Source organism: Herbidospora sp. NBRC 101105, assembly GCF_030269205.1.
GTDB lineage: Bacteria > Actinomycetota > Actinomycetes > Streptosporangiales > Streptosporangiaceae > Herbidospora > Herbidospora solisilvae.
On record NZ_BSSX01000007.1, the window covers coordinates 445,250 to 471,841 of the forward strand.

General features: G+C 71.3%; 25 protein-coding genes and 1 tRNA gene. 9 read left to right on the forward strand and 17 right to left on the reverse strand.

Translation table 11 applies throughout. The features are described from left to right. Nucleotides 1–12: 12 nt before the first annotated feature. Both QSK34_RS28795 and QSK34_RS28800 read right to left on the reverse strand, forming a co-directional pair. Nucleotides 13–882 carry a hypothetical protein gene (locus tag QSK34_RS28795; protein WP_285588518.1) on the reverse strand — a complete coding sequence of 290 codons (870 nt, stop codon included), beginning with the start codon at nt 880–882 and terminating at the stop codon, nt 13–15. A 71-nt stretch (nt 883–953) separates the two neighbouring features. Next, nucleotides 954–1,583 (reverse strand): class II aldolase/adducin family protein, encoded by a 630-nt coding sequence (locus QSK34_RS28800; protein WP_161482053.1) that lies wholly within the window; start codon nt 1,581–1,583, stop codon nt 954–956. A gap of 273 nt (nt 1,584–1,856) precedes the next feature. Between QSK34_RS28800 and ngcE the strand changes: the two genes are divergently transcribed. The 3 genes from ngcE to QSK34_RS28815 are packed head-to-tail and all read left to right on the forward strand — an operon-like array spanning nt 1,857 to nt 5,122. Beyond that, complete coding sequence (gene ngcE / locus QSK34_RS28805; RefSeq protein ID WP_030455936.1) at nt 1,857–3,308, forward strand: N-acetylglucosamine/diacetylchitobiose ABC transporter substrate-binding protein; 1,452 nt, start codon at nt 1,857–1,859, stop codon at nt 3,306–3,308. 3 nt (nt 3,309–3,311) lie between these two features. After that, nucleotides 3,312–4,247: a carbohydrate ABC transporter permease gene (locus QSK34_RS28810; protein WP_030455935.1), complete on the forward strand. Its 936-nt coding sequence runs from the start codon at nt 3,312–3,314 to the stop codon at nt 4,245–4,247. Beyond that, nucleotides 4,247–5,122 carry a carbohydrate ABC transporter permease gene (locus QSK34_RS28815; protein WP_285588521.1) on the forward strand — a complete coding sequence of 292 codons (876 nt, stop codon included), beginning with the start codon at nt 4,247–4,249 and terminating at the stop codon, nt 5,120–5,122. Before QSK34_RS28810 ends, QSK34_RS28815 begins: the two co-directional genes overlap by 1 nt. A 1-nt stretch (nt 5,123) precedes the next feature. Here the strand turns inward: QSK34_RS28815 and QSK34_RS28820 are convergent, their stop codons facing one another. Continuing rightward, nucleotides 5,124–7,691, reverse strand: a complete 2,568-nt coding sequence (locus tag QSK34_RS28820) for an ATP-binding protein (protein ID WP_285588524.1) — start codon at nt 7,689–7,691, stop codon at nt 5,124–5,126. A gap of 104 nt (nt 7,692–7,795) precedes the next feature. Here QSK34_RS28820 and QSK34_RS28825 point away from each other — a divergent pair, with 104 nt between their 5' ends. Both QSK34_RS28825 and QSK34_RS28830 read left to right on the forward strand, forming a co-directional pair. Next, entirely contained in the window at nt 7,796–8,395 is a 600-nt protein-coding gene (locus QSK34_RS28825) for a hypothetical protein (RefSeq protein ID WP_285588526.1), read from the forward strand. A 13-nt stretch (nt 8,396–8,408) separates the two neighbouring features. Then, complete coding sequence (locus tag QSK34_RS28830; protein WP_161482059.1) at nt 8,409–8,654, forward strand: 4a-hydroxytetrahydrobiopterin dehydratase; 246 nt, start codon at nt 8,409–8,411, stop codon at nt 8,652–8,654. 9 nt (nt 8,655–8,663) lie between these two features. Here the strand turns inward: QSK34_RS28830 and QSK34_RS28835 are convergent, their stop codons facing one another. Next, entirely contained in the window at nt 8,664–9,506 is an 843-nt protein-coding gene (locus tag QSK34_RS28835) for a spermidine synthase (RefSeq protein WP_285588530.1), read from the reverse strand. Between the two features lie 69 nt (nt 9,507–9,575). On the opposite strand from QSK34_RS28835, the gene QSK34_RS28840 reads away from it, so the two are divergent. From QSK34_RS28840 to lat, 3 genes are all read left to right on the forward strand, one after another. Further along, a complete protein-coding gene (locus QSK34_RS28840; protein ID WP_285588532.1) occupies nt 9,576–11,186 on the forward strand; it encodes a penicillin-binding transpeptidase domain-containing protein in 1,611 nt (536 codons plus the stop codon). A gap of 69 nt (nt 11,187–11,255) precedes the next feature. Then, nucleotides 11,256–11,822 (forward strand): HdeD family acid-resistance protein, encoded by a 567-nt coding sequence (locus tag QSK34_RS28845; protein ID WP_285588535.1) that lies wholly within the window; start codon nt 11,256–11,258, stop codon nt 11,820–11,822. 42 nt (nt 11,823–11,864) lie between these two features. Then, nucleotides 11,865–13,127 (forward strand): L-lysine 6-transaminase, encoded by a 1,263-nt coding sequence (gene lat / locus QSK34_RS28850; RefSeq protein WP_285588537.1) that lies wholly within the window; start codon nt 11,865–11,867, stop codon nt 13,125–13,127. Here lat and QSK34_RS28855 read toward each other — a convergent pair. The 7 genes from QSK34_RS28855 to QSK34_RS28885 all read right to left on the reverse strand — a co-directional run bounded on the left by QSK34_RS28855 (nt 13,104) and on the right by QSK34_RS28885 (nt 19,629). After that, nucleotides 13,104–13,322 (reverse strand): response regulator transcription factor, encoded by a 219-nt coding sequence (locus QSK34_RS28855; RefSeq protein ID WP_030455926.1) that lies wholly within the window; start codon nt 13,320–13,322, stop codon nt 13,104–13,106. The genes lat and QSK34_RS28855 overlap by 24 nt on opposite strands. A 196-nt stretch (nt 13,323–13,518) precedes the next feature. Continuing rightward, nucleotides 13,519–13,591, reverse strand: a tRNA-His gene (locus QSK34_RS28860). Nucleotides 13,592–13,656: 65 nt separating this feature from the next. Next, complete coding sequence (gene orn, locus QSK34_RS28865; RefSeq protein WP_285588539.1) at nt 13,657–14,253, reverse strand: oligoribonuclease; 597 nt, start codon at nt 14,251–14,253, stop codon at nt 13,657–13,659. 22 nt (nt 14,254–14,275) lie between these two features. After that, complete coding sequence (locus QSK34_RS28870; RefSeq protein WP_285588542.1) at nt 14,276–15,382, reverse strand: DUF2510 domain-containing protein; 1,107 nt, start codon at nt 15,380–15,382, stop codon at nt 14,276–14,278. 19 nt (nt 15,383–15,401) lie between these two features. After that, nucleotides 15,402–16,760: a protein kinase family protein gene (locus QSK34_RS28875; protein ID WP_285588544.1), complete on the reverse strand. Its 1,359-nt coding sequence runs from the start codon at nt 16,758–16,760 to the stop codon at nt 15,402–15,404. A 2-nt stretch (nt 16,761–16,762) separates the two neighbouring features. Further along, the gene (locus tag QSK34_RS28880; protein WP_285588546.1) at nt 16,763–18,517 is read right to left on the reverse strand and encodes a serine/threonine-protein kinase; all 1,755 of its coding nucleotides are present in this window, start codon (nt 18,515–18,517) and stop codon (nt 16,763–16,765) included. A 470-nt stretch (nt 18,518–18,987) separates the two neighbouring features. Further along, a complete protein-coding gene (locus QSK34_RS28885; protein ID WP_285588548.1) occupies nt 18,988–19,629 on the reverse strand; it encodes a pyridoxamine 5'-phosphate oxidase family protein in 642 nt (213 codons plus the stop codon). 53 nt (nt 19,630–19,682) lie between these two features. On the opposite strand from QSK34_RS28885, the gene pdxR reads away from it, so the two are divergent. Continuing rightward, nucleotides 19,683–21,128, forward strand: coding sequence for a MocR-like pyridoxine biosynthesis transcription factor PdxR (gene pdxR / locus QSK34_RS28890; RefSeq protein ID WP_285588551.1), 1,446 nt, complete (start codon nt 19,683–19,685; stop codon nt 21,126–21,128). On the opposite strand, the gene QSK34_RS28895 is transcribed toward pdxR, so the two are convergent. From QSK34_RS28895 to QSK34_RS28920, 6 genes are all read right to left on the reverse strand, one after another. Continuing rightward, a complete protein-coding gene (locus QSK34_RS28895; protein ID WP_198168245.1) occupies nt 21,075–21,545 on the reverse strand; it encodes a hypothetical protein in 471 nt (156 codons plus the stop codon). The two genes, pdxR and QSK34_RS28895, sit on opposite strands and share 54 nt — an antisense overlap. Nucleotides 21,546–21,716: 171 nt before the next feature. Then, nucleotides 21,717–22,520 carry a polysaccharide deacetylase family protein gene (locus tag QSK34_RS28900; RefSeq protein ID WP_285588554.1) on the reverse strand — a complete coding sequence of 268 codons (804 nt, stop codon included), beginning with the start codon at nt 22,518–22,520 and terminating at the stop codon, nt 21,717–21,719. After that, nucleotides 22,517–23,422: a glycosyltransferase family 2 protein gene (locus QSK34_RS28905; protein ID WP_285588556.1), complete on the reverse strand. Its 906-nt coding sequence runs from the start codon at nt 23,420–23,422 to the stop codon at nt 22,517–22,519. Before QSK34_RS28905 ends, QSK34_RS28900 begins: the two co-directional genes overlap by 4 nt. Beyond that, on the reverse strand, nt 23,419–24,222 hold the full coding sequence (locus tag QSK34_RS28910) for a glycosyltransferase family 2 protein (RefSeq protein ID WP_285588558.1): 804 nt from the start codon (nt 24,220–24,222) through the stop codon (nt 23,419–23,421). Before QSK34_RS28910 ends, QSK34_RS28905 begins: the two co-directional genes overlap by 4 nt. Before the next feature lie 121 nt (nt 24,223–24,343). Further along, nucleotides 24,344–24,709 (reverse strand): hypothetical protein, encoded by a 366-nt coding sequence (locus tag QSK34_RS28915; protein WP_285588560.1) that lies wholly within the window; start codon nt 24,707–24,709, stop codon nt 24,344–24,346. Nucleotides 24,710–24,842: 133 nt separating this feature from the next. Then, nucleotides 24,843–26,513: a sigma factor-like helix-turn-helix DNA-binding protein gene (locus QSK34_RS28920; RefSeq protein WP_285588562.1), complete on the reverse strand. Its 1,671-nt coding sequence runs from the start codon at nt 26,511–26,513 to the stop codon at nt 24,843–24,845. Nucleotides 26,514–26,592 lie beyond the last annotated feature (79 nt).

Sequence of the window (26,592 nt, forward strand, 5' to 3'; positions counted from 1 at the left end):
TCGGCCGCAGACCTAGTTGACGCAGCCCCGGACCGTGTTCGCCGGAGCGCAGTTGTCGGGGACGTTGTCGCGGACGCCCGTGCGGTGCAGGGTCACGGCGCCGCCGGGCAGGACCAGGATGCCGCCGCCCGCGCCGACCGACTTGTTCAGCCGGACCCAGGTGTTGTCGAGGGTCGTGGTGCCCGCGCTGGCGATGCCGCCGCCGGTCTGGGAGGCGCTCAGGTTGCTGTTGACGGCGCTCCGCACGATCCGCGTCACGCGGCCGGCGGCGGTGTAGACGCCGGCGCCCCGGGCGTTGAGGGCGTTGCCGGCCACCGTGCTGTCGGTCAGGTGCAGCTCGCCGTTGTTGTGGATGCCGGCGCCGTTGCCGGCCAGGGCCAGGTTGGTGGTGAACACGGAGTTCCGGATGCCGGCGCGGCCGGTGTTGGCCAGGCCCGCGCCGTTGCCGGTCTGGGCGACGTTGCCCGCCACCGTGACGCGGCGCAGGGTGAGCCGGCCCGCGTTCCTGATCCCGGCCCCGTCGCCGGTGCCGGCCAGGCCGTTCATGACGAACACGTCCTCGACGGTCAGGTCGCCGGTGAGGCCGACGTCCAGGATGCGGAAGGGGACGGCCGAAAGGGCGCGCTTGATCGAGGTGTTGGCGCCCTTCAGGGTGATCCGGCCCGTGATGACCGGGAGCGGCGTGGTCAGGTTGTACGAGCAGCTCGGCGCCAGCCTCAGCACGGCCGCGTTCGTGTTGGCCGCGACGACGGCGTTGTGGAGCGCGCTGACACTGCACGGAACCCTGACCGTGTTGACCGGGTTCGGCGCGGCGGCCGCCGGAGCCTGCGCGGCCGAGACCGCCACCCCTGCGACGATCGCGGCATTGACGAGCAACCTCATCGTGTCCCCCTGTTGGCGAGAAGATCCCGAGCCATTCGACCAATGGGGATCCCGCCCAGTCGGGGCGACGATCAGGCGTTTCCCGAACCCTTACTCGCCCTTGCGATCACCGCGACCAGTTCGTCCTCGGTGAGCACACGCGGTGTGCCGACGCCGAGGGCCCGGACGTACACCTCGCACAACCACTCCAGCAGCCGGGTGGCCTCGAACGCCTCCTCCAGGGTGCGGCCGATCGACACGCTCCCGTGGTTGGCCATCAGGGCCGCCTGCTTCCCCGAAAGGGCGCGCACGACGTTGGCGGCGAGCTCGGGGGTGCCGTAGGTGGCGTACTCGGCGACCCGGACCGTGCCGCCCAGCAGCAGGGCGTTGTAGTGGATCGCCGGGAGTTCGGTCAGGGTGGAGGCGACCACGGTGCCGAACACGGAATGGGTATGGACCACCGCCCCCGCGCCGGTGGCCTTGTAGAGGGACAGGTGCATCGGGGTCTCCGACGACGGCGCGCGCGAGCCCGAGACGAGCTCGCCGTCGAGGGTCAGGACCGGGCAGTCGTCGGGGGTCAGCGCGTCGAGGGCGACGCCCGAGGGGGTGACCGTGACCAGGTCGCCGGCGCGCACGCTGAGGTTTCCCGAGGTGCCGATGACCAGGCCGAGGGAGGCGGCGCGGCGGCCGTAACGGCACACCTCCTCCTGGAGCTCCTTCATGGCGATCACATTATCTGGCAGCCGGTCTATACCAGTAGCCCCCATATAGGGCATAAGATGCGGTAAAGCTCGGGTGTAAAGAGGGGATCGTCCCATGTTTAATATCCCCCATAAGCAGGCAAAACGCCGCGATCGGCACACAGACCATCGCGGTCACGTCACAGGTTGGTCTAGACCGACCCCGACACCTTGACGATGCTTGGGCCTCGCTCGTACGTTCACGAACGTTTAGGAAACTTTCCTAATTGATCCCCCCGGTATCAGGAGAGTTGGATGACCATCACGCCCCGTGACATCACGCGCCGTCAGCTGCTGGCCCGCGTCGGACTGACCGCCCTCGTCGCCGGTCCTTTTCTGAGCGCCTGTGCCACCGGTGGCGGTGGCTCCCAGGAGGCCGCTCCCTCGGCCGCCGCCCCCTCGGCGGGCGGCGCGAGCGCCTCGGCGAACAACCCCTTCAACGTCAAGGCCGACGCCCCCCTCGAAGTCGTCATCTTCAAGGGCGGCTACAGCGACGAGTACGCGACCCAGTCGCACGAGCCCCTCTACAAGAAGGCGTTCCCGGGCGCGACGATCAAGCACCAGGGCATCCAGACGATCGGGCAGACCCTCACCCCGCGCTTCGCCGGCGGCGACGTGCCCGACGTGGTCAACAACTCCGGCACCGACAACCTCGACGGCGGCGCCCTGATCAACGCCGGGCAGCTCCTCGACCTCACCCCGCTGTTCGAGGCCCCGAGCGTCGACGACCCGACGAAGAAGGTCAAGGACGTCATCGTGCCCGGCACGATCGAGTCGGGCCTGGGCGGCGACCCCGCCAAGCCGTACACGCTGAACTACGTCTACACCGCCTACGGCCTCTGGTACGACGCCAAGCTCTTCGAGAAGGAGGGCTGGACGCCGCCGAAGACCTTCGACGAGTTCAAGACCTTCGCCGAGGCCGCCAAGGCCAAGAACATCGTGCCGTTCGGCTACGCCGGCAAGAACGCCTCCTACTACGCCTACTGGATGATCCTGATCTCGGCCGCGAAGATCGGCGGCAACAAGATCCTCCTCGACATCGACAACCTGGCCGACAACGCCTGGAACAACGACGCCGTCAAGCAGGCCGCCGCCGCGTGGGCCGAGATCGGCAAGTACATGGACCCGGCGTACGAGGGCCTCATCCACACCGAGGTCCAGACCCAGCAGAACCAGGGCAAGATCGCGTTCTACCCGTCGGGCTCCTGGCTGGAGGCCGAGCAGGCCAAGGACACCCCCGAGGGCTTCGAGTACGCGATGGTGCCGACCCCCTCGGTCACCGCCGCCGACCAGATGCCCTACGAGGCGATCCGCGCCGCCGCGGCCGAGGGCTTCATCGTGCCGTCGAAGGCCAAGAACGCCGCCGGCGGCCTGGAGTACCTGCGCCAGATGCTCTCGAAGCAGGGCGCCCGCGACTTCACCGAGAAGACCAAGTCGCTGACCGTCGTCATCGGCGCCACCGAGGGCCTGACCCTGTCGCCCGGCCTGACCTCGGTCGCCGCCGCGCAGACCGCCGCCGGGACCAACGTGGTCACCTTCTCCTCCTTCGAGGGCTGGTACAAGGAGCTCGAGACCGAGCTGCGCAAGCAGACCAACGCCCTGATGTTCGGCCGCATCAGCGCCGAAGAGTTCGCCACCAAGATGCAGGCGGCGGCGGACAAGACCAAGGCGGACTCCTCGATCGTCAAGCAGACCCGGAACGTGTGACCCATGCGGCGTGGCCGGCTGACGCCGGGCGCGGTCAGGAAGTGGGGCTTCATCGCCTCCTTCCTGGCCGTGCCGCTGGCGATCTACATCATCTTCTTCGTGAGTCCCAACCTGCAGGCCCTGCAGCTCGCGTTGACGAACTCGCGCGGCATCTCCCCGGACTTCCAGTACGTCGGGCTGGAGAACTTCACCCGGCTGTTCGAGGATGAGGTCTTCTGGGCCGCGGTCCGGCACCACGGGCTGATCCTGCTGGTCATGCCACTGGTCACGATCGTGATCGCGCTGTTCTTCGCGTTCCTGCTCAACCTCGGGGGCGGGCAGAAGAACGGGCAGCTCAGCGGCGTGTGGGGGTCGTCCTTCTACAAGGTCGTCTTCTTCTTCCCGCAGGTCCTCGCCGTCGTCATCGTCGGCGTGCTGTTCCAGGCGGTGCTGAACCCGCAGAAGTCGGGCATCCTCAACAGCGTCCTGGGCTGGTTCGGGGTCGACCCCGTCGGCTGGCTGATCAAGCCCGACCTCGCGCTCTGGACGATCATCGGCGTGATGGTCTGGCAGGGCGTCGGCTTCTACGTCGTGCTGTTCAGCGCCGGCATGGCCGGAGTGCCGAAGGAGATCTTCGAGGCGGCCGCGCTCGACGGCGCCAACCGGTTCACGCTGTTCTTCAAGATCACGCTGCCGCTGGTGTGGAACACCGTCCAGGTCGGCTGGGTCTACCTGGGCATCGCCGCGTTCGACGCGTTCGCGCTGGTCCAGGTGCTCTCGATCGACCGGGGCGGGCCCGACAACGCCACCACCGTGCTGCCGCTGGAGATCTTCCGGCAGACCTTCACCTACTACAAGTTCGGCTACGCGTCCGCGATGGGCGTCGCGCTGGTCTTCCTGGTGCTCACGTTCGCGGCCCTCACCATGCGGGTCACCCGGCGCGAGAGGATCGAGTACTGATGAAGACCGAGACCGCTCCTTCCCGGAGGGCCGGGAAGCAGTCGGCCGGGCTGCTCGGCGGCGTCTCCCACGTCATGCTCGTGCTCTGGACGATCCTCACGGTGACGCCGATCGTCTACACGTTCCTCAACTCGTTCAAGACCAACACCGAGATCTTCGGCGACAGCCCGCTGGCGCTGCCCCGGCAGTGGGGCTGGGGCGCGTGGGGCCGGGCGTGGGAGACCTCCCGGATCGGCGAGTACCTGGTCAACACCGTCATCGTGGTGGCGTTCTCCACGTTCTTCACGATGCTGCTCGGTTCGATGGCGGCCTACGTGTTGTCGCGGTACGACTTCCGCGGCAACCGCCTCATCTACACCCTGTTCGTGGCCGGTCTGTCGATCCCGCCCTTCCTCGCGCTGTCGGCCCTCTACAAGGTCGTCGACAACGTCGGCCTGCTCGGCACCCACACGGGCGTCGTCCTGGTCTACGTCGCCTATTCGCTGCCGTTCACGGTGTTCTTCCTGGCGGCGTTCTTCAAGACGCTGCCGACGACGGTCGCCGAGGCCGCGATGATGGACGGCTGCGGGCACGCCCGCACCTTCTTCCAGATCATGTTGCCGATGGCCAGGCCCGGCCTGATCAGCATCACGATCTTCAACGTGATCGGCCAGTGGAACCAGTACCTGCTGCCGATCGCCCTGCTCCCGGGCGACAAGCAGGACAAGTGGCTGATCACCCAGGGCATCGCCAACATCTCGACCAGCGCCGGCTACGAGGCCGACTGGGCCGGCCTGTTCGCCGCCCTGTCGATGGCGATCATCCCGATCCTGATCGTGTACGTCATCTTCCAGCGCCAGATCCAGACCGGTCTGACCGCGGGAGTCGGCAAGTGACTTACATGCCGAGCACGTTGGCGAGCGCCGTACGCGAGGAGACCCCGAGCTTGCGGTAGACGTGCGCGAGGTGGTCGTCGACCGTACGACTGCTCAGCATCAGGCGGGCGGCGATCTCCTTGCTGGTCAGGCCGGTCTTGGCCAGCTCGGCGATCTGCCGCTCCCGCTTGGTCAGCAGGTCGCCCCTCCGGGGGCCGCGTGCGGCCAGGCGGCGCTGCTCGCGTTCGGCCTCCTCGGCCAGCACCCCTGCGCCGACCTCGACGGCGAGCGCCTTCGCCGTCGCCAGCGCCTTGTGGCCGTCGTCGCGGAAGGGGGCGGTCATGATCAGCGTACGGGCCATGTGGGGCCGGAACCCGGCGGCGCCGAACAGCTCCACCGACCGCGCCGCGGACTCCGCCGCCCCCACGAGGTCGCCCTCGGCGGCCCGCACACACGCCAGCGCGCGGGACGCGAACGCGTGCTGGGCCGGGAGCGCGAGCGCCCCGGCGGCGGCCAGCGCCGCATTGGCGGCGGCGCTGGCCCAGGCCACCTCGTCGCAGCCGAGCAGGGCCTGCGTGAGGGTCTCCAGCCACATCGGCCGGTAGCCCGGCTGGCACTGCGGCATGCCGACGCCGCCGCCGATGCCGAGCAGCATCCAGCGGGCCCGGTCGGGCTCCCCGGCGGACAGCAGCACCTGCGCCGACAGGCAGACCGTGCTGGCCGACCACCAGCCGTCGACCCCGGCCACCGAGTCGGCGGCCCACGTCGCGAGGCTGACCGCCCGCTCCACGTCGGTGTAGGCGACCGACTCGGCCAGGATCGACCGCACCAGCGCGAGCAGGAGCGGGCTGCCCGACTGGCAGGCGACGTCCTCGGCCTCCTCGCCGAACCTGATCGCCTCCGCGAGCCGGCCGGTCCGGCCGCAGAGCTGGGTGAGCGCCATCAGCACGTCGGCCAGCAGGCCGCTGCGCGACAGGGAGCGGGCCAGCGTCAGCGCGCGGCGGGCGTGGCGTTCGGCGTCGGCCTGCCGTTCCAGGAACGACTCGGCCCAGACCAGCCGGGTCAGCGCGGTCAGCTCCTGGGTGGCGGCGGCGTCGCTGAGCGCGTCGGCGGCGTGCGCGGCCGCGTCGACGGCCTCGGCCGCCGGGCCTGGGGTTCCCTCGTAGGCGGCGGCGAAGGCGAGCAGCGAACGGCCGGCCGCCTCCTCCTCGGGGTTCTCAGCGGCTTCCACGGCCGCCGAGATGTCGGCCAGCGCGGCGGGCACGTCCCCCAGGTGCAGCCGCAGCGTGGCCAGCTCGCGGTGCAGCCAGGCGCCCTTGCCGCCCTTGGCGGCCTCGTTGGTCAGCAAGGAGGCGGCCTCGGCGTACCGGCCGAGCAGGCGTTCCACCACGGCGCAGGCGGCGACGAGCTCGCTGCGGTGGCCGACCGGCAGGTGCGGGAGCAGCTCGTGAAGGGCCGCGCGGGCGTCCTCCAGGCGGCCGTCGTAGATGAGCGCCTGGGCCAGCAGCACGTGCAGCTGGACGGAGACGGGGTCGGTCAGGTCGCCGACCAGCGGCTGCGCCGCCCGCAGCCACTCGACCGCGGCGGCGGGCGCGATGTTGACGGCCTCGCGGGCCGCCGCCATCAGCGTCGGCAGGTCGCCGGGTTCGTGCCTGCTGGCGGTACGCGCGACGTGATGGGCCACCTCCCGGACCGGGGCTCCCAGGGCCGACAACTCCCGCGCCGCCAGCCGGTGGGCCAGCATGCGCCAGGCGGGGTCGGCGCCCTCGTACACGAGCTGCCGGAGAAGAGGGTGCCGGAACCGGAAGCGGCCGTCGCCGGTGTCGCGGATGAGGTCGCGGGCGGCGAGCTCGCCGAGCACGGCCGGGACCGGCCCGAGCATCGCCACGTCGTCGGGGGTGAAGGCGTCGCCGAGCACCGCCCCGGCCTGGGCCGCGCGTAACTCCATGTCGGACAGGCGGGCGAGCTCACCCGACAGCAGCCCGGTCAGCGTCGACCCGGCGGCCCCGCCCGCCAGGCCCTTCAGGTAGAGCGGGTTGCCGCCGCTCTCGTCGTGGAGGTCGCGCAGCTCCGGCCGGTCGCCGACCAGCTCGCGCGCCTCGCCCAGCGACAGCGGCCCCACCTTGATCCGGACATGGGGGACCGCGGCCGGCCCGGCCTCGGCCAGCGCGCCGAGCAGCCGGTGGCCGGCCTGCCGGTCGCGGTAGGCGCAGACGAGCAGCAGCTCCTCGGCCGGCCGCCGCACCAGCGAGGCCAGCAGCTCGCACGAGGCCGGGTCGGCCCAGTGGAGGTCGTCGAGGATCAGCGCCACCCGGCCGAGCTCGGCGAGGTGCGCCCGGACGGTCCGGGCCAGCGCCAGCCGGTCGCCGCCGTCGAGCGGGCCGAGGGCGTCTTCGAAGACCCGGTGCGGGAGGTCGCGCTCGTACTCGGTGGCCACCCCCCGGAACACCTTGACCCCCCGGCCGCCCGCCTCCCGGGCGAACTGCGTCAGCAGGTGGGTCTTGCCGATGCCGGGCTCCCCGGTCACCTCGGCGAGACCGCCCGTCTCCAGGGCTCCGGCCAGCGCGGCTGACTCCGCTTCACGTCCCACGAACACGAAAGACAGTAAAACCCCGCAATCCTACGGATGCTAGGAGGTTGAACGGATGTCACGGTGGGACTCCGCCATCCGACACCCCCCTCCGGGAGTTTGTGTTGCTGAACGAGTTCCCCTTCCCCTTCCCCTTCTTCGGGGCGGGAGAGGCGAAGTACTACATGTGGGCCGAGGTCCACGTGCGGTTCGAGCGCGAACCCTCGAGTTATCAGCGTTCGGCGATCGAGTCGAGCTGCCCTGGACCGCTCCAGGACACCATCGACTGGGCCGACGGCCGTCAGCTCATGGTGGCCTCCGGCCTGTTCCTGCACGGCGCGCTGGCCCGCGCCTACCCCGCCAAGCCCGGCGACGACGACTACCTGGGCGACGACGGCTGGTTCTACGCCGCCCACTCGCGGGTGGAGCGGTTCAACTCGGCCATCGAGTCGTGGCTGGCCTACGCCCACGACCACTGCCCGGTCATGGTCGCCTACCGGCAGGAGGACGGCGACAGCGGCGGCACCCAGTTCTCCCGCTGGCACGAGTGGAGCGTCACCCAGCTCCCGCGCCTGATGTCCGACCTGGAGCCGATCCTGGCCAAGTCGATCGCCACCCGGCAGCAGACCCACGCCACCCACATGGTGCGCGGCATCATGTCGATGGCCCGCCGCGCCCGCGCCAAGGCCGCGCCGACCACGGGAGGCGGCTGGCCCCGTCTGTGAGACGGTGAGGTGTATGGCATGGACCAAAGACGGCGAGACGCTCCGGCGCTCCATCGAGGCCCCCGACTTCCCGACCGCGATCCTGATCGTCGACCGGGTGGCCGAGGAGGCCGAGAAGATGAACCACCATCCCGACATCGACATCCGCTGGCGAAAGCTCCACTTCACGCTCACGACGCATGACGCGGGCGGCCTGACCGACCTCGACTACCGGCTGGCCGAGCGCATCGACGAGATCGCCCGCTCCCACGGGGCCTGAGCGGGATCGTCAACCGAAGACCGCGGGTGGCGGCACCGGCGCCGCCACCGGGTCTCCGTCGTGGATGGGCTTGGCCCCCGCGACGAACTTCACCAGGTCCTCGCCCGCCACGCAGCGCGCCTGCGTGAGCCCGCCCGCGGCCGACCGCACGAGCCGGTCGAGCGGCAGGTCCCGGTCGGAGGCGACCACGATCAGGTTGCCGAACCGGCGTCCGCGCAGCACGCCCGGCTCGGCCAGCAGGGTGACGTGCCGGAAGACGCCCTTCACGGTCGACAGCAGCCGCCGCGCGAACCGCAGCCCCTTGCCGTCGGCCACGTTGACCAGCAGCGTGCCGTGGGGCCGCAGGACGCGGGCCAGGTCGCCCATGTACTCGGCGGTGGCCAGTTCGATGGGCATGACCGCGCCCGAGAAGGCGTCGAGGATGACGAGGTCGGCCGAGGCGTCCTCCAGGGTGGCGACGCCCTCACGTCCGCCGGTCGTCCGCACCTTGAGCCGGGGCACCGTCTTCAGGGCGAGCTGGTCCCTGACGAGTTGCACGAGCGCGTGGTCGGGCTCGATGACGATCTGGCGGGAGCCCGGCCGCGTCGCCGCGACGTAGCGGGGCAGCGTGAACCCGCCCCCGCCCACGTGGGTCACGTCGAGCGGCCCCTCCGGCAGGCAGTCGACCGCGATGCCCATGAGCTGGACGTACTCGAAGTCGAGATGGGTCGGGTCGGCGAGGTCGACGTACGACTGCGGGACCCCGTCCATCAGCAGCATCCACCCGGCCGGGTTGTCGAGGTCGCGCAGCAACTCGACCTCCCCGAACACGACGAGGTAGCGGCCCGGTACCGGGTTCGTGGACTTCGCCATCACAATCTCTCTGCCTGTCGTCTTCGCGTGGTATATCCAGGAGTGCACTCCGACCCCCAGGAGAACCTAATGCGCAGGCGGCCCCTGCTCGTTCTCGTCGCGGCGGTCGTCACCATGTTCGTCGCCGGGGTGTCCGGGCTCATCGTGAGCGGCCGGAGCGTGCCGCCCCCCGAACCGGTGATCACCGCGACGCCCGAAGGCGTGCCCGACGAACTGGTCGAGCCGGACAATCCCAACCGCAACACCCCCTGGGACGCCGGGAGCGCCTATCTGAAGGAGTGGGAGAAGGGCGACCTGGCGGCGATGCGCGCGCTCGTCCACGACCCCCCGGAGGATTTCACCACGCTCCACCAGGCCGCGGACACCGCGCTCCAGGCGGTCAGCCGGGTCTTCATCCCCCTTTCGGTGGACGAGATCGACGACGTCACCGCCGACCTGTCGTTCACGGGGGAGTGGACGATGGCGGACGGCCCCCCGATGAAGCTGACCTCGACGGTCCGCCTCATCGTGGTCAAGCGCGAGTGGATGGTCGACTGGACCCCCGAGACGATCCACCCCGACCTGGAACACGGCGACACCATCGAACGGCGCGACCTGCCCGGCGCCCCCTACCGGCTGGCCACCCGCGAGGGCGAGGCCCTGCCGCCCAACAGCTACGCCGACTCCTACGTCGGCGACCTGACCGCGCACGCACCCCCCAACCCCGAGAGCGGCGGCTGGCGCGTGGTGATCGACAAGCCCTTCGGCGACGAGGTGGAGGAGGTCTACCGCCACGAGCAACCGGCCACCGAGGGCCCGGCCTTCGCCACCACGATCGACAAGTACGTCCAGATGGCCGCCGCCCGCGCCCTCGACCCGGTGGCGAAGCCGGCGGCGATCGTCGCGATCCGGCCCTCGACCGGCGAGGTGCTCGCGGTGGCCGACCGGCTCGGCGGCAAGGGCGCCTTCTCCTCGGCCTTCCCGCCCGGGTCGACGTTCAAGATCGTCACCGCGGCGGCGCTGCTCGCGGCGGGGGTCACCCCCGACCAGCAGGTGAGCTGCCCGGCCACCTACCAGATCCCGTTCGGGCGGGTGATCAACAACTACCAGGCCCACGACTTCGGCACGCTGGCCTTCCGGCAGGCCTTCGCCGAGTCGTGCAACACGACCTTCGCCCAGCTCGCGGTCGAGCGGGTGCCGGCGGCGACGCTGACCGCCCAGGCGGCGGCCTTCGGCTTCGGCGCCACCCTGTCGACCGGCGCGGGCGGCTCCTGCGGCTCGCTGACCGAGCCGCACAACCACGACGCGCTGGCCGAGGCGTCGTTCGGCCAGGGCACCGTGGTGGCCACGCCGTTGTGCATGGCGAGCGTGGCGGCGGCCGTGCAGAGCGGGGTCTGGCGGGGGCCGAGACTGCTCGCCGACGCGTCCGGCCAGCCGGCCGAGGCGCCGCTCGCGCCCGGGGTTGCCGAGGGCCTGCGCGCCATGATGTCGTCGGTCGTGTCGGAGGGCACCGCCGAGGGCACCGGCCTGCCCGCCGGGGTGAGCGGCAAGACCGGCACCGCCGAGGAAGCCGGCCAGGACGACCACGCCTGGTTCGTCGGCTTCCACGACGACCTGGCGTTCGCGGTGTTCGTCAAGAACGGCGGCACCGGCCGTGACGTGGCGATCCCGATCGCGGCCCGGTTCCTGAACGCCCTCTAATGCTTGGCCCACATATGGTCTGAAAGCGGGATATTTCTGGACATATACCTCCTGATGGAGGTGGGTCACATGCATGATCTGAACGCCGACCTGAACGCGGGCCTGCGCCCCGTCAGCCGGGACACCTGGTGGGTGCTAGCGGTCCGCGGCGTCCTGGCGGTGATATTCGGCGTCATCGCCCTGGCGTGGCCGGGCATCACCCTGCTCGCCCTCGTCTACGTCTTCGCCGCCTACGCCATCGTCAACGGCCTGTTCACCATCGCGGGCGCGTTCCGCGAGGTCAACAAGGGCAGCCGAGGATGGATGATCTTCTCGGGCGTCGTCGGCGTGATCGTCGGCATCGTCGTGGCCAGCTGGCCCGCGATCACCGCGATCGTGCTGCTGTGGCTGATCGGCGCCTGGTTCGTCGTCACCGGCCTGCTGGAGATCGTCGCCGCGGTCAACGCCCGCAGGCGGATCGACGGCGACTGGGGCCTGATGCTGGCCGGAGTCCTGTCGGTGATCTTCGGTGTGGTCCTGGTCATCTGGCCGGCCGCCGGCGCCCTGTCGCTGGCCTGGCTGATCGGCACCCTGGCGATCATCCTCGGGCTCTCGCTCTTCTACCTGGCCTTCCGGGTGAAGAACATGCCTGCATAAGATTTTCCGCGTATGGCGTCATAAGTCGGGAATATCTTCGTCATGACGGTTCACGAGCGGCTCTCCCGGCACCTGCTCGTCGACGGCCTGCCGGTCGTCCTCGATCTGGCGCGCAGCTCGGGTTCCTGGCTCGTCGACGCCCGCGACGGCCGGAGACACCTCGACTTCTTCACCTCGTACGCGTCGTCGCCCCTGGGCTTCAACCCCTTCGACGACGACCCGGCCTTCCTCGCCCGCCTCGGGCGGCTGGCCGCCAACAAGCCCGCCAACTCCGACCTCTACACCGAGGAGCTGGCCGACTTCACCGACACCTTCACCCGCGTCCTCGGCGACCCCGAACTGCCCCACCTGTTCCTGGTGGAAGGCGGCGCGGCGGCCGTCGAGAACGCGCTGAAGGTCGCCTTCGACTGGAAGAGCCGCTGGAACGAGGCCAACGGCCGCCACCCCGGCCTGGGCACCCAGGTGCTCCACCTGAGCCGCGCCTTCCACGGCCGGGGCGGCTACACGCTCTCGCTCACCAACACCGAGCCGGTCAAGACCGACCGGTTCCCCAAGTTCGGCTGGCCCCGCATCGACACGCCCGCGATCCACCTGGGCGACGTGGAGGCGGCCGAGAGCCACGCGCTCGGCCAGGCCGAGGAGGCGTTCCGCAAGTACCCCCACGACATCGCCTGCTTCATCGCCGAGCCCATCCAGTGCGAGGGAGGCGACAACCACCTGCGCCCGGAGTTCCTGCGCGCCATGCAGGACCTGTGCCACCACCACCAGGCCCTGTTCGTGCTCGACGAGGTCCAGACCGGGGTGGGGGTGACCGGGTCGGCGTGGGCGTACCGGGGCTTGGGGCTACAGCCCGACGTCGTGGCGTTCGCCAAGAAGATGCAGGTCGGCGGGGTGATGGCCGGGCGCAGGGTCGACCTGGTGCCCGACAACGTGTTCCGCGTCAGCGGCCGGATCAACTCCACGTGGGGCGGCGGCCTGACCGACATCGTGCGGGCCACCCGGATCCTGCAGATCATCGAACGCGACGGCCTGATCGAGCACGCCGGCGTGCTGGGCGACAAGCTGCTCGGCGCCCTCCGCGAGCTGGAGGCCGAGGGCCTGCTCCGGAACGCCCGTGGTCGCGGGTTGCTCGCCGCCTTCGACGTGCCCGACCGCGACGCGGTCGTCACCCGGTTGCGCGAGCGTGAGTCGCTGCTGGTCCTGCCCGCCTCAGAGGGGACTGTACGGCTCCGCCCACCCTTGAACGTCACTCCGGAGGAGATCGAAGTGGGGCTGTCCCGCCTAAGGCGAGGGCTCGCGTCCTGACCACAGGTCGATGGCGGTCCCCCGGGAGGCGACGCCCAGCTTGGCGTAGATCCGGTTGACGTGGTTCTTGACCGTCTTCTCGCTGAGGAACAGCCGCTGCGCGATCTGGTTGTTGGAATGACCGTTGGCGATCAGGTCCATGACCTCGGTCTCGCGCTTGCTGAGAGCCGTTCCGGTGGGATCGTCGACGCGCATCTGGCCTCCGTGGCAGAGATCCATTTGGCAGAGAGTTAAGTCGCCGAGGGCCCCCGCGTCCGGCGTAGCGGTTGTGAGCGAGTTTAACTCGCGTGAAAGCCCTGTGGGGGTTGCTTCGTGGGCAAATCGCACCGGAAGGCCGGAAGAAGGTGAGGAACGAGGAAGGGCCGGTCCCGAAGGACCGGCCCTTACGCTGGGTGAGTAATGGGACTTGAACCCACGACATCCAGGACCACAACCTGGCGCTCTGCCAACTGAGCTATACCCACCATGTGCGCGATCCCGCTCACCCGGTCTCGCGTACAAGCACGAGTGTAGCGGTATCGCGAGACAACTACGAACTACTAACGGCCTCCGCCGTGTCGCGTGCCGTCGCCGAGTCGGGGCCGGGCTGCGGGACGAACACGGTCGCCCGGTAGTAGCGCAGTTCCCGGATGCTCTCGGTGATGTCGGCGAGGGCGCGGTGGCCGCCCTGCTTCTCGGGAGAGGCGAAGTAGACGCGCGGATACCAGCGGCGGGCCAGCTCCTTGATCGACGAGACGTCGATCATCCGGTAGTGGAGGTGGTTGTCGACCACGGGCATGTCGCGCGCCAGGAAGGAGCGGTCGGTGGCGATCGAGTTGCCGCACAGCGGAGCCTTCTTGGGCTCCGGGAGATGGCCCCGGATGTATTCCAGGACGATGGCCTCGGCCTCGGCGAGGGTCACGCCGCCCGCCAGGGCCTCGAGCAGGCCGGAGGCCGTGTGCATGGTGCGCACGATCTCCGACATCTGCTCCAGCGCCTCCGGCGGGGGCTTGATGACGACGTCGACCCCTTGGTCCAACTGGTTCAGCTCACCGTCGGTGACGACGCAGGCGACCTCCACCAGCGCGTCGCGCCCGACGTCGAGCCCGGTCATTTCGCAGTCGATCCAGACCAGCAGGTCGTTCATGTCCTTAGCGTAGTGCTCCCGCTCAGTGCGTTTGGAGCGAGTCCAGGACATCACCGACCTGCTCGGACTTCAGGTTGTCGGGGATCGACACGTAGAAGAACGAGGGCCGCTTGCCCTCGCCCATGTCGACCAGCACGAACGCGCCCGACTCGGTCTTGAACTTGTACTTGTTCGCCTTGGCCTCGGCGCTGAAGTCCATCTTGTACTCGATGATCCAGGCGTCGCGGTCGCCGACCTTGATCGCCTCGTTGCGGAGGATCTGCCGCTCGTGGCGGATGGAGTAGAAGATCGGCTCGTACGCCGACAGCAGCGTCGTGGTGACCACTTCCAGGTCCTGCACGCCCCGGTAGGGGAGCATCTGGGGGAGCTGGGCCGCCGCGACCGTGCCCATCCAGTCGACGCCCTCCTGCCCGTTGAACCCGGGCTGGGAGACGGCGCCGTAGCCGCTCGTGAAGAGCGGGTAGGTCGGGTCGTTCGGGGCGTTCATGGTCTTCGGGTCGGAGACCTTCCACGGCTCGCCCAGGTACGCGTAGCTCAGCCCCGACACCGAGTCGTTGATGCGGCCGTCTTCGGGCTGCGGGAACGACGTGATCGAGGGTTGCGGGGGCTGCTGCGGCTGCGGCTGCTGCTGGTCGGGGGTGGGCTCCTGCTCCTGCGGCGGCGCCTGCTCGGTCTGGGGCGGCGGCACCGGCTCGCTGGTCGCCGGCGGCCGGGCGATCGAGGGCTCCACGGAGTTCTGGTTCAGGAGCACGAAAGCGCCGCCCACGACGAGCGCGATGACGAGCACGATGCCGACGCCGCCGAGCACCCACGGCAGCGGCGAGGGCGGCTTGGGCGGCGCGCCGAACTGGGGCATCGGAAGCTGGCTCGTCGCGCCCCACGCCTGCGACGGGGCGGGCTGCGCCGAGGCCCACTGCGGCGGGGCCGGCGGGGGAGCGAACTGGGCGGTGGCGGCGGCCGGTGCGGCGGGGACGGCCGCCGCGGTCTCCTGTTCGGCGGGCTCCGGAGACTCCGGGGCGTTCTGGCCTTCCAGGGGATGGGTGGCGTCGGTCCACTGCGAACCGTCCCACCACCGCAGCTGCGGCGAGCCGTAGGGGTCCGGGTACCAGCCGGCGGGGGTCGTCGTCATGCCGTGCAGCCTAGTGAAGTCAGCATTTGTACGAGAAGCTCGCCTTGGCGGCTATGGGCTTCCCCTCGGGGGTGTGGTCGAGCACGCGCAGCGTGGCTGTGCCCTTGAACCGGCCCGGACCGCTCACCTGCCAGATGAGCGGAAGATCTACCGAAGTCGTACCCGATTCGACCCGCTGGGTGCCCTCGGTCACCCGGCCGTCGCTCTGCTCCCACTCGTACTTGAACGTGCCGCTCTCGCCGTTGGTGGTGACCACCGCCATGATCTTGGTTTTCGCGTCGCAGCCCTGCGTCTTCTTCGGCGCGGACACGCTGACCTTGGTCACCGACATCTCGGCGGGCGGGGCCATCCGCATGTAGAGGACGAACCCGGCGATCAGCAGGCAGACCACCAGCGAGCTGAGCAACGCGCCCCGGCGCTTCGGCCGGGCCCTGCGGCGGCTCTTGACCGCCGGATCGGCGTGCTGGGTGGCGCCCTGCCGCCAGATCTGGGCGGCCGAGGTGTCGGCGGGCACGCCCGGACCGAACCGCATGCCGCCCGACTCCGCCGGGGGCGGCCCGCCCGGGTGCCGCGCCGGGTCGAGCAGGGTGCGCAGCTCGCCGCTCTCGGGCAGCCGCGCGGGCGGCAGCGCGGCGGCCACCGGCGGCAGCGCCGACCAGGCGTGCAGGGTGCGCACCAGCGACTCGCGGGTGGTGAACCCGGCCGGGAGCAGGTCGCGGCCGTTCGTCAGGACGTCGCGGGCCGCCGCCAGGCCGTGGGAGGCGGCCACCGCGGCGGCCTGGTCGAGCAGCTGCGCCGGCTGGCCGGTGGCCCAGCTCGCCGACAGGGTGCGGGCCAGGCCCTGCCAGGCGGCGATGTCGCGTTCCGGGGAGACCGGCTCGCTGCGCAGCGCCTCCAGCAGGCCGCGTTCGGCCAGCAGGGCCGAGCCGTCCTCGCCGATGACGACCGTGCCGGGGTGGACCGCGCCGTGGGCCAGGCCCGCGGCGTGCAGGCCGAGCAGGGTCTGGGCGGTCTCGATCAGGATCGTGGCGGCGCTGCCCGCGTCCGGGCCCCACCCGAGCTGGGTCCCCCCGGTGAGCAGGTCGGCCACGGTCGGCACGGCGCGGCGGCCGACGATCAGCCAGACCTCGCCGTGGGCCGCCACCAGGTCGGCGACCGGCAGCAGGCCGTACTGGCCCGACTGGGCCAGCCGCCGATCAGCGGAAATGGCCGCCACCAGGCGCTCACGCGCGCCCGGGGCGGCCAGGAGGTGATCGTTGAACCGGAGCAGCCCCGACGGCTCGCCGCCGGGGCCTTCCGCGTCGTGCCAGGTGCCGACCTCGCTGACCCGCGTCCTGCCGGTCAGCCGATGGCCCGCGACAGTGCCCCCGTCATGCATGACTACTTACGCCTCCGCCGGTGCCTTCCCGCCATCGATCGCTTCACGGCAAGTGTGGCGGGCACGAGGCCGGTCGTCATCAGGCCGAGGGCGAAGAATCCGGCGGCGGCCGTCTCTCCGGTGGTCGGCGCGACGGTCGGCACCTCGGGGTCACGGGTGGGCGACTCCTCCGTGGAGGGGGAGCCGGGGCCGCCGGGGGAACCGGAGTCCCGGGTGATGGTGGGGTCGGTCGACGGGCTCGAAGGCGGCGGCGACGAGGGCGAGGACGACGTGGTCGGGGACGACGACGTCGTGGGCGTCGGCGAGCTGGTCGTCGGGGTGGGCGACGGGCTCGGGGTCGGCGTCTCGTCACCCGGCTCGCTGGAGGCCGTCGGGTCGCCCGGCTCCTCCAGGCCGCCACCGCCGCCGCCCGGCTTCTTGGTCGGCTTGGCGGTCGGCTTCTTGGTGGGCTTCTTCGTCGGCTTGGGCTTCGGCTGCTGCGTCGGCTTCGGCTGGACGTTCGAGGTCGGCTGGGTGACCGGGGGCTGGGTTCCGTCGGCCTCGGGCGACTCGGTGACCTCGGGGGACTCGGTGACCGGGACCTCTTCGATCAGGCCGTCGTCGACCTCCTCGACCAGCGGGTCGGGCGTCGTCGAGGTGTTCACCGGGCTCGGGGTGAGCGTGGTGGTCCCGGCCGACAGGGTCGCGCCGCTGATCGAGCCGACCAGCACGGCCGTGCCGCCCGCGATCACGGCCATGCCGACCACGGTCAGGCCGATCTTCACGAACGCCTTGCTGAAGAAGCCGCCCTTGCGCTCCTCCTCGCCGCCGAAGTCCTCGCCGCCGGCGGCGAGCTGGGTGTTGGCGAGCTGGGTGTTGGCCTCGGGCACCGACGCGGCGAGCGGGAAGAAGGCGGCCAGCAGGCCGGCCAGCGCCGCCAGGCGGCGGCGTCCGCGCTCCTCCCACTGCGGGCCGTAGGTCTCCAGCGCCACCGACTCCAGTTCCTGGAGGAAGGCGTGGGCCGAGGCGGGGCGCTCCTGCGGGTGCTTGGACATGCCGCGCTCGATGAGCCCGCGCAGCTGGGGCTGGATCTGGTCGAGCGGGACCGGGGCGGCCTGGTGCTGGTGGGCCAGCGCGGCCAGGTTGTTGGCCTGGAAGGGGCGCTGGCCGGTGAGGCACTCGAAGAACACCACGGTGGCGGCGTAGACGTCGGTCGCCGGACCGGCCGGGGCGCCCGCCCACTGCTCGGGGGCCATGTAGGACGGCGTGCCCGAGGCGGGCATGCCCTCGCCCGCGCGGGCGGCGATGCCGAAGTCGACGAGCTTGCTCTGGCCGTCGCCGTCGACCATGACGTTCTCGGGCTTGAAGTCCCGGTGCACCACGCCCATGTCGTGGGCGATGGCGAGGCCGATGAGGGAGCCCTTGAGCACCGCCAGGGCGGCCTCGGGTCCCGTGGGGCCTTCGGAGCGGATCATCGCGCGCAGCGAGACGCCGTCGACGAGCTCCATGACGATCGCGGCGCCGTGCGGCTGCTCGACGTACTCGTAGAAGCGGGCGGCGTGCGGGTTGCGGTCCATCAGCGCGAGGAGACGGGCCTCGTGCCGGAACCGGGCGATGAAGTTGAGGTCGGCTCGGAGTTCCTGGGAGAGATATTTGATCGCGACTAGGGTTCCATCGGCATCGTGCCTGGCCAGCACGACCTGTCCGGCTGCGCCGGTGCCGAGCTCGCGTAGCTCCGTATAGCCGGGAACCCGCCAGGCGCCGGTCTGGCCGTACATGCGGTCTCCTTCTGTGCCCGGGCCCCCACCATGACGACCACAGAGCCTAACGGCGGGTCTACTACGTGATGGGAAAAGTCATGAGATTGTAGTGACTCAGTGTCAAACGTGACTTTAGTGGTACAGGTGGGTGGGCCGGGAACGCCGGGATCCGGTCCCGAAGCGGGCGGCGGCGCCGTCCGGCCGGTTGACCAGGGCATATTGTGACACCGGCCGTTCCGGACCCCATACTGGGCGAGGTGCCGATCCATGCCCGGCGGGCATACGATCCCGCGATCAGGTGACCGTGATCACAGCGGGGGACGCCTGCTCCGGATGCGGCCGGCCACTCCGGAGGCGTAACGGAGAAAGAAAAAAGGCGACCCGGCCGCCCATGCGAGTCCCTGCCGGGTACTCGATGGCCACATGGGCGCCGGTCGCCTCGTGCTGCGTTAAGAAGACGCCCGGACGGGCGGCGTGGTTGTCAAAGGTCATCTTCCGGAGATATGGGCGGGAACCGGAATGTCCCGGGTCATCTTGGGATCGGTCTCCGGTTCGCCCCACGTGGTGACGACGGGCAGCACCCCCGCCCAGATCGGCAGGTCGTAGTCCTCGTCGTCGTCGCTCGGGCCGGCCGCGCGCATCTTGACCGAGGCCTCCTCCAGCGACAGCGCCAGCACGGCCGTGGCGGCCATCTCCTTGCCGTTGGGCAGGCGCGCGTAGTCCCACTGGCCCGGGGCGAGCTGCTCGGTGATGGCCGCGAGGCCCGCCATGCGCTCCTCCTCGTCGGTGACCAGGCGCGGCACGCCGTAGATCATCGCCGAACGGTAGTTGACCGAGTGGTGGAAGACCGACCGGGCCAGCACGATGCCGTCGAGGTGGGTCACGGTGACGCAGACCGTGTCGCCGGGTGCGGTGCGCAGGGACCGCGCGCCGGTGGAGCCGTGGACGTAGAGGGTGTCGCCGATGCGGCCGTATCCGGTCGGGATGACCATGGGGGAGCCGTCGACGATCACACCCAGGTGGCAGATCAGGCCGGCGTCGAGGACGGCGTGGAGCTCGGCGCGGTCGGTGCGGCCCCGGGCCTTGGAACGGCCGAGGACGGTACGAGGGGTGCTGGACAGCTCGGTCATACGGTTACCGTAGGAGCCGAGTGGCCTGGAGGAACACGTCCACTTTCGCGGTGTTGAGGGAGACCACTTTGCGGGAGCAGCAGGTCGAGCTGCCGGTGGCCGTCGACCGGTCCAGCCCGACGCCCCTGGTCGTCCAGGTCGGCGACCAGTTGCGCGCGGCGATGCGCGACGGCGCACTGCGGGCGGGGGAGCGGCTGCCCTCCAGCCGGGGCCTCGCCGGGCTGCTCGGCGTCAGCCGGACCGTGGTCACCGAGGCCTACCAGCAGCTCTACGCCGAGGGCTGGCTCGACGGGCGGCACGGCTCGGGCACCTACGTGGCCGACGTCCACGCCGTCGAGGCCGCGAGCCCGGCCGAGCCGGGGACCTCCGCCGACGCCGACTTCTACCCGCCGCTGCACGCGCCCGACGCCGGGCTCGTCGACCTGCGCCCCGGCCGCCCCTGGGTGATGGCCTACGACACCGCCGCCTGGCGCCGGGCCTGGCGGGCCGCCGGAGACCTGCCGATGAGCGCCTGGCCCGACCTCTACGGCGACCCGATGTTGCGCGAGGCGCTGGCCGACCACCTGCGCCGGGCCCGCGCGGTGCCCGCCGGGCCGGGGAACGTGCTGATCACGCGCGGCACCGGCAACGGGCTCGACCTGCTGGCCGCCACCCTGCTGAAACCCGGCGACCGGGTCGGGGTGGAGGAGCCGGGCTACCGGTCGGCCCGGCGGATCTTCGCCTCGCGGGGCGCCGAGATCGTGCCCTGCCCCGTCGACGCCGACGGCCTGGTCGTCGACGACCTGCCGGCCGGCCTGCGCATGATCTACACGACCCCGGCGCACCAGTTCCCGACCGGCGGCCGCCTGCCCATCCCGCGCCGCGAACGCCTGCTCGCCTGGGCCCGCGCCACCGGCGCGCTCGTCGTCGAGGACGACTACGACGCCGAGTTCCGCTACGACGTCGCCCCGCTCCCCGCCCTCTACGGCCTCGGCCCCGAACAGGTCGTGCTGCTCGGCACGTTGTCGAAGTCGCTCAGCCCCGACGTGGGCGTCGGCTGGCTGGTGGCCGGAAGGCCGCTGCTCGACCAGATCGCGAGAACGCGGAAGGAACTGGCCGACCGCACCTCGGGCCCGGTCCAGCGCGCGGTCGCCGTGCTGCTCGACCGCGGCGACCTCGACCGGCACCTGAGGCGCATGCGCCTGGAGTACGCCCGGAGGCGGGAGGCCGTGGTGGCCGCCCTCGGCCCGTGGACCAAGGGCGACACGGCCGGTCTGCACGTCCTGGCGGAACTTCCGGAACACGTCGTGCCGGAAGTGGTCGCCGGAGCCCGTGAGCGGGGGGTCCTGGTCGACACGACCGTTCGCCACCACCACGGCCCGCCCCGCGTCCACGGCCTGGTCGTCGGGTACGGCTCGGCCGCACTCCACGACGTCCGCCACGGCTGCGGGATCGTCAGGAGCCTGCTAGACCACGCTCTCCAGGAGCCGCAGCTCCTCACGGGGACGGGGCACCTCTAACTGCGGCGCGCTGTCTCCGATGATGCGGGCGACGTCGATGGCCCCCGGATCCCCCTCGGCGGAACCCGGAACCTGCGAATGCCCGAAGTGCCCCCCACGGGCCCAGAGGCGGCGGTTGCCGTCCTGCACCAGCGAATGGGGCATGGGTAGGGGCGGACCGGCCGGCCAGCGCCGGGGAACCTCCCACGAGTCGAGCCAGGCGAGGATCTCGTCCAGACCGTCGAGCTTGCTGTCGGTGAACGGTTCGTGCACCGACCCCAAGACCCGGATCTGGACGCACACCCGGCCCTGCCGGTTGAGGTCTCCGGTGAGGCCGCAGGCCGCGCGGGTGGGCGGCAACTGCTGGATGATCTGCCCCGTCACCGGGTTCCACACCAGGTGGGCGGGGCGGTTGAGCTGGACGAGCCGCTGGGCCACGGATTTGGCCGAGATCCCCTGAGGGTCCGTAGGCCAAATGAACCAGACCACCCTGGGCGCGCCCCCGATCATGGGGCCGGCGTCCTGGGGAGCGGGAATGCGACTGGCGACGGGTAGCCATGCCTGGGCCACTGTGCCCCCTCATGTCCTCGGTCGCCCTGTTTTCTCCCCTTATGCTCTTCGGGCGAAACGCGCGATTCCGTACCTGCCCCGGCGTACGACGGCGTAGCCGCGGGTCAACGCGCGCTCCCGGAGATAGACCAGCGGGAGCGCCCGGCCCTCCACGGCGCGGGCGAACCGGCCCGGCCCGGTGGTCCGGCTCACCGTCAGGCGGGGAACCGCCAGCATGTCGGGGGCGGGCAGGCCGGCCAGGTCGTTGGCGACCGCGCACGCCGCCCAGAATCCGGCCCGCCGGGCCTCCCGGCGCACCCGCGCGCTGGAGTAGCCGTAGGGATAGGCCATCGTCGTCACCGGGAGCCCGAGTCTGTCCTCCAGGACCGCCTTGCCGCGCCGGAGTTCCTGCCGCAGTTCGGCGTCGGGCAACTGGTCGAGCTGCGGATGGCTGTGGCTGTGCCCGGCGATCTCGTGCCCCTGCGCGGCCGCCTCCCGGGCCTGCGACCAGCTCACCATGTGGTCGAGCGGCCGGCCCGCCGCCTCGCCGCCCGCGTCGGCCACCCAGCCCGTGGTCAGGAACAGGGTGGCCGGGAAGCCGAACCGGTCGAGGATCGGCATCGCCTCGGAGTGGAAGTCGGCGTAGCCGTCGTCGAAGGTGAGCACCACCGGCCGGGCCGGGAGGGTCGCGCCGGTGCCGTTCACGGCCGCGATCAGGCTCGCGAACGTCATCGGCGTGAACCCGTTGCCGGCCAGGTAGGCGAGCTGCTCGGCGAAGTCGCCCGGCCGCACCGCGAGCGGCCGGGTCTCGGCGTTGGGCCGGTCGGTGACCGAGTGGTACATCAGGATCGGCACCCGGTTCATCGCCGCGCCCTCCCGACCAGGTAACCCCAGGTCGTCCAGGCCAGCCCGACGACGATGGCCACGGTCCTCCCCCATTGGAGCGTGACCAAGCCCTTCAGCGCGCCGAGCGGCAGGGTCCGGAACGTGTACGACCGCTCGCTCGCCAGCCCGTCGCCGCTGCCCACGCTCCGGGTCACCAGGGCCTTGGACAGACCTTCGGCGTAGCAGCGGGACCGGAAGTAGCGGAAGGTCTCCCGCGCGGCCGGCACCCGGTGGCCGATGCCCGCCGACGGCTCGAACAGCAGCACCGAGCCGGGCAGCTTCTGGGTGAGCCGGATGCAGAACTCGGTCTCCTCGCAGCCCAGCGGTCTGCTCTTGCCGCCCCTGACGCTGCGGCCGATGCCGGTGGAGAACCCGCCGACCGCGCCGATCACCTCGCGCCGGAAGATCGCGTTGCCGCCCATCACGTTGCGGATCGGCGCCCGGGTCTCCGGCATGCCCTTGTAGGTGCAGCCGACCGTCCAGTCGAACTCCACCGGGAACCAGCGCGGACGCCGGGTGGCCCACAGAGGACGGGTGGCCCCGCCCGCGCCGACGACGCCCGGCTGCGCCATCGCCGACTCCAGGCCCTCGATCCAGCCCGGGTCGGCCACCGCGTCGTCGTCGAGGAACGCGACGTAGTCGCCGGTGGCCGCCTCGGCGCCGGTGTTCTTGCCGCCGGACAGGCCCTTCTCGTGCACGTTCTCCAGCACGATCACGTCGGGGTGGGCGCGCTTGAGCCGCAGGTGGAGGTCGGGGTTGTGGTCGACGACCAGGATGAGCTCGCGCGCCGGGACCGTCTGCGCCCGCACCGAGGCGACCGCGGCGGCGATGTCGTCCCAGCGCTCCTCGGTGTACGCGCAGATCACGACGGAGGTGTTCATGCCGCGCCCTGGTCGGCCGTGGCCGGCTGCGGCAGCGGCGCGGGGGCCGCGTGGCGGCGCCGCCACTCCCGCACGATGGTCCGCAGCACCCGCAGCCCGTCGCGGATCGCCCGCAGGTTCGACTCCCCGTGGATGCGGCAGCGTTCGTGACTGGGCACCTCGTGCACCCTAAGCCCCGCCCTGGCCGCCCGGATGTTCATCAGCGTCTCGACCTCGAAGCCCTCGCAGTCGAGGTCGAGCGCGGGCAGGTGGCGGGCCCAGAAGGCGTTGTAGCCGTAGCAGAGATCGGTGTAACGGGTGCGGTAGAGCGTGTTGACGATGGTGCGCAGCACGCTGTTGCCGGCCCGCCGGGTGACCGTGAGGTCGTCGCTGCCGCCGCCGGGGACGTACCGTGACCCCTTGGCGAAGTCGGCGCCGCTGACCAGGGCGCTGACGAAGTGGATGATCTCCCGGCCGTCGGTCGACCCGTCGGCGTCGATCATCACGATGATGTCGCCCGTGCAGGCCGCGAACCCGGCGGCCAGGGCGTCGCCCTTGCCGCGCCCGGTCTGGTGGACGATCCGCAGGCCCGGCCGCAGCCGCCGGGCCACCTCGACGGTGTCGTCGGTCGAATGGCCGTCGACCAGCACGACCTCGTGCACCCACGTGGGCAGCGTGGCGAACACGTGGGGCAGGTTCTCGGCCTCGTTCATCGCCGGCACGACGACGCTGACGGTCGGCGAGACGGCGAGGTGAGGGCCGAGGGGGGTGTAGCGCTCGACGTGCGGAAGCGGCCGCAAGCCGGTGATCTCGGGACTCATGGTGACGGAGATGTCCTTCCGGGCGGTCTGTCATGAGCGGAGACTGCCAGCGGACCGGCGCGACTGGACGAGATGGGGCACGGGCTCGTCCCGGTCGTGGGGCAGAGGGTGTGTGGGGTCGTCACCCGGAGTTCTGGGCGGGGGTGACGCGAGTGCGGGGGCGGTGAAGCTGGCGCAGGATCACCAGAAACGCGCTCACGACCGCGACGGTGGCCACGCCGGCACGCGGTGACCAGGCGTCGAAGAGGAGCATCGCCTCGGCGAGAAGAACGTTGACAGCCAGACTGGCCGCCAGTCCCACGGTTAGAGCCGATAGGGGGTCACGATCACGCAACAACCCGGCGATGGCCACGCCGGGCGCCAGGAGGAGGAACAGCGGCGTCAAGATCAGCCTGGCGGGCGTCTGCACGTCGGCCAGCGCCAGCACGGCTCCCGCCGCGCACAACGCGCCGACCACACCGATCAGGACGGTCTTACTGGTCCCCATGTCACTCTCCCGGCTGGTGGAGGCACTTCATAGGATCAACCGGGGGCACGCGCGTCAATGGCGACGCTCTTCCGCGGCGCCCGGTTCACAAAGGACCAGGACTCTATCGGTAACGACTCGGCAACCGCCCGTGTTATGCCTGAGGTTGCTGGGGCCCCTCCGACACCTGGGTCGCGGGGGTCTCGCTGGGCGCGGAGGTCGGCTCGTCGGTCTTCGGGGGCGTCGGGGTCGGCCGGGGCGGGTTGGTCGGGTCGGGCACCCCGCCGCCGGGCGGGGAGTAGCCGTCGCCGCGCCAGCTGATCCGGCACGACGGGTTCCCGCCGGGCGAGGTGATCGAGATCGTGGTGCCGCCGGCCGACTTCGGGTCGACGATCGAGATCGTCATGCGCCCGCTCGCGCCCTTCTTCAGCACGCCCCGCGCCGGGGCGATCGAGACGTTGTCGCCGGCGCGGGCGCTCCACGCGATTGGAGCGTTCCTGGCGGTGAGGTAGAGCACCCCGCCGGTGGCCTCGCCGAGGTCGCCGGGGCAGGTCATCGACAGGGCGGCCCTGGCGGCGGCCGGGCGTTTGGTGGGCGCGGGGGTCTTCACCGGCTTCCGGCTCGGCTTCGGCCGCGCCGGCGGCTGCCCCGCCGCCGTGGGGACGGGCCCGGGAGCCTGCGTGGACGACGTCTCCTCGGCCTCCACGGGCGTGGGGCTCTCCTCCTCCACGGCTGGCGGCGGGGTGTCCTCCTCGGTGACCTCGTACTGGGGGGCCTGGACGGTGTCGCCCGGGGTGTCATCCGTGGGCTGCGGCATCGCCTCGATTCGGGTGGGCGCGCCCGCGCCGGCGCCGTTCAGCCAGAACACCCCGCCCCCCGCGATCAGGGCGACGCCGAGAGCGGCCACGGCGGGCGTCGCGCGCCGGGACTTCTTCTTCCCCGCCGCCCGCCGTGACACGCCCCCCGCCCGGCGGCCCCGCTTCACTCGGGGCCGCCGCTCGACCGGCACGGGGAAACCGTTCCGGTCGAAGTGATCCCCGTCCCGCACGATGAGGATCTTCGTTTCGTCTCGTTCCGGGTGGGCGCAGGCGTCCACGACCCGGCGTCGCAGTGACAGCGGCGGGAACGCCACCGGCACCATCTCCAGCAGCTTCGGCGCCGAGACGTGCCGCTGCCTGCCCTCGGCGCAGACCTCGCAGCCCGCGATGTGGCGGCTCAGCCGCCGGCGCAGCAGCGTGCTCAGCGGGCCGTCCCAGGAGTCGACCATGGCCGACAGGTCGGGGCAGTGGGCCCGGCCGGTCCGCGCCAGCACCACGGCGGCGGCCGAGTTCTCCAGGTGGTCGCGGGCCCGCTCCAGCCGCGTCGCCGCCTGGCGGGAGGTCAGCCCCAGCACGGCGCCCGCCTCTGCCGGGGTCAGGTCATGGCGCAGCGAGAGCTCCAGCACCTCCCGCTCGGGCTCGCTCAGCTCGCCCAGCGCCTCGTGGACCAGCATGGTCATCTCGGGGTCGGGGCTGTCGGCGAGGTCGATCGGCGTCGTCGCGGTGCCGGGCGTGCGGGACGCACACTGGAAGCGCACCAGGGCGTAGAGCCAGGCGCGCAACCGCTGAGCCTCCGCCAGCCGGCCCACCGAGGCGACCGCGAGCACGAGCGCGTCGTGCACGGCGCTCGCCGCCAGGTCGAGGTCGCGCAGCCGGGCGAACGCGTAGTCGTTCAGCCGGTCGGCGTACGCGTCGTACAGGCTGGCTGGTGCGTGCGCGTCGTCGCGTCTGAGCGCGTCGAGCAGACGGTTGTCGTCGGCTCGCCCGACAGTCGGCCATCCGGGCAACGGATTCCTCCCCGAGAACAGGACCTCCCGGTCCCCACACGAGAAGGACGCCCCCTTCCGGCGCCGCGTTTACTGTCTT

Bases quoted from the DNA above. Each gene is read 5' to 3' on its own strand.
- QSK34_RS28795 (WP_285588518.1), bottom strand. From the start codon at position 882: ATGAGGTTGCTCGTCAATGCCGCGATCGTCGCAGGGGTGGCGGTCTCG.
- QSK34_RS28800 (WP_161482053.1), bottom strand. From the start codon at position 1,583: ATGAAGGAGCTCCAGGAGGAGGTGTGCCGTTACGGCCGCCGCGCCGCC.
- ngcE (WP_030455936.1), top strand. From the start codon at position 1,857: ATGACCATCACGCCCCGTGACATCACGCGCCGTCAGCTGCTGGCCCGC.
- QSK34_RS28810 (WP_030455935.1), top strand. From the start codon at position 3,312: ATGCGGCGTGGCCGGCTGACGCCGGGCGCGGTCAGGAAGTGGGGCTTC.
- QSK34_RS28815 (WP_285588521.1), top strand. From the start codon at position 4,247: ATGAAGACCGAGACCGCTCCTTCCCGGAGGGCCGGGAAGCAGTCGGCC.
- QSK34_RS28830 (WP_161482059.1), top strand. From the start codon at position 8,409: ATGGCATGGACCAAAGACGGCGAGACGCTCCGGCGCTCCATCGAGGCC.
- QSK34_RS28835 (WP_285588530.1), bottom strand. From the start codon at position 9,506: ATGGCGAAGTCCACGAACCCGGTACCGGGCCGCTACCTCGTCGTGTTC.
- QSK34_RS28840 (WP_285588532.1), top strand. From the start codon at position 9,576: ATGCGCAGGCGGCCCCTGCTCGTTCTCGTCGCGGCGGTCGTCACCATG.
- QSK34_RS28845 (WP_285588535.1), top strand. From the start codon at position 11,256: ATGCATGATCTGAACGCCGACCTGAACGCGGGCCTGCGCCCCGTCAGC.
- lat (WP_285588537.1), top strand. From the start codon at position 11,865: ATGACGGTTCACGAGCGGCTCTCCCGGCACCTGCTCGTCGACGGCCTG.
- QSK34_RS28855 (WP_030455926.1), bottom strand. From the start codon at position 13,322: ATGCGCGTCGACGATCCCACCGGAACGGCTCTCAGCAAGCGCGAGACC.
- orn (WP_285588539.1), bottom strand. From the start codon at position 14,253: ATGAACGACCTGCTGGTCTGGATCGACTGCGAAATGACCGGGCTCGAC.
- QSK34_RS28870 (WP_285588542.1), bottom strand. From the start codon at position 15,382: ATGACGACGACCCCCGCCGGCTGGTACCCGGACCCCTACGGCTCGCCG.
- QSK34_RS28875 (WP_285588544.1), bottom strand. From the start codon at position 16,760: ATGCATGACGGGGGCACTGTCGCGGGCCATCGGCTGACCGGCAGGACG.
- QSK34_RS28880 (WP_285588546.1), bottom strand. From the start codon at position 18,517: ATGTACGGCCAGACCGGCGCCTGGCGGGTTCCCGGCTATACGGAGCTA.
- QSK34_RS28885 (WP_285588548.1), bottom strand. From the start codon at position 19,629: ATGACCGAGCTGTCCAGCACCCCTCGTACCGTCCTCGGCCGTTCCAAG.
- QSK34_RS28900 (WP_285588554.1), bottom strand. From the start codon at position 22,520: ATGAACCGGGTGCCGATCCTGATGTACCACTCGGTCACCGACCGGCCC.
- QSK34_RS28905 (WP_285588556.1), bottom strand. From the start codon at position 23,422: ATGAACACCTCCGTCGTGATCTGCGCGTACACCGAGGAGCGCTGGGAC.
- QSK34_RS28910 (WP_285588558.1), bottom strand. From the start codon at position 24,222: ATGAGTCCCGAGATCACCGGCTTGCGGCCGCTTCCGCACGTCGAGCGC.
- QSK34_RS28915 (WP_285588560.1), bottom strand. From the start codon at position 24,709: ATGGGGACCAGTAAGACCGTCCTGATCGGTGTGGTCGGCGCGTTGTGC.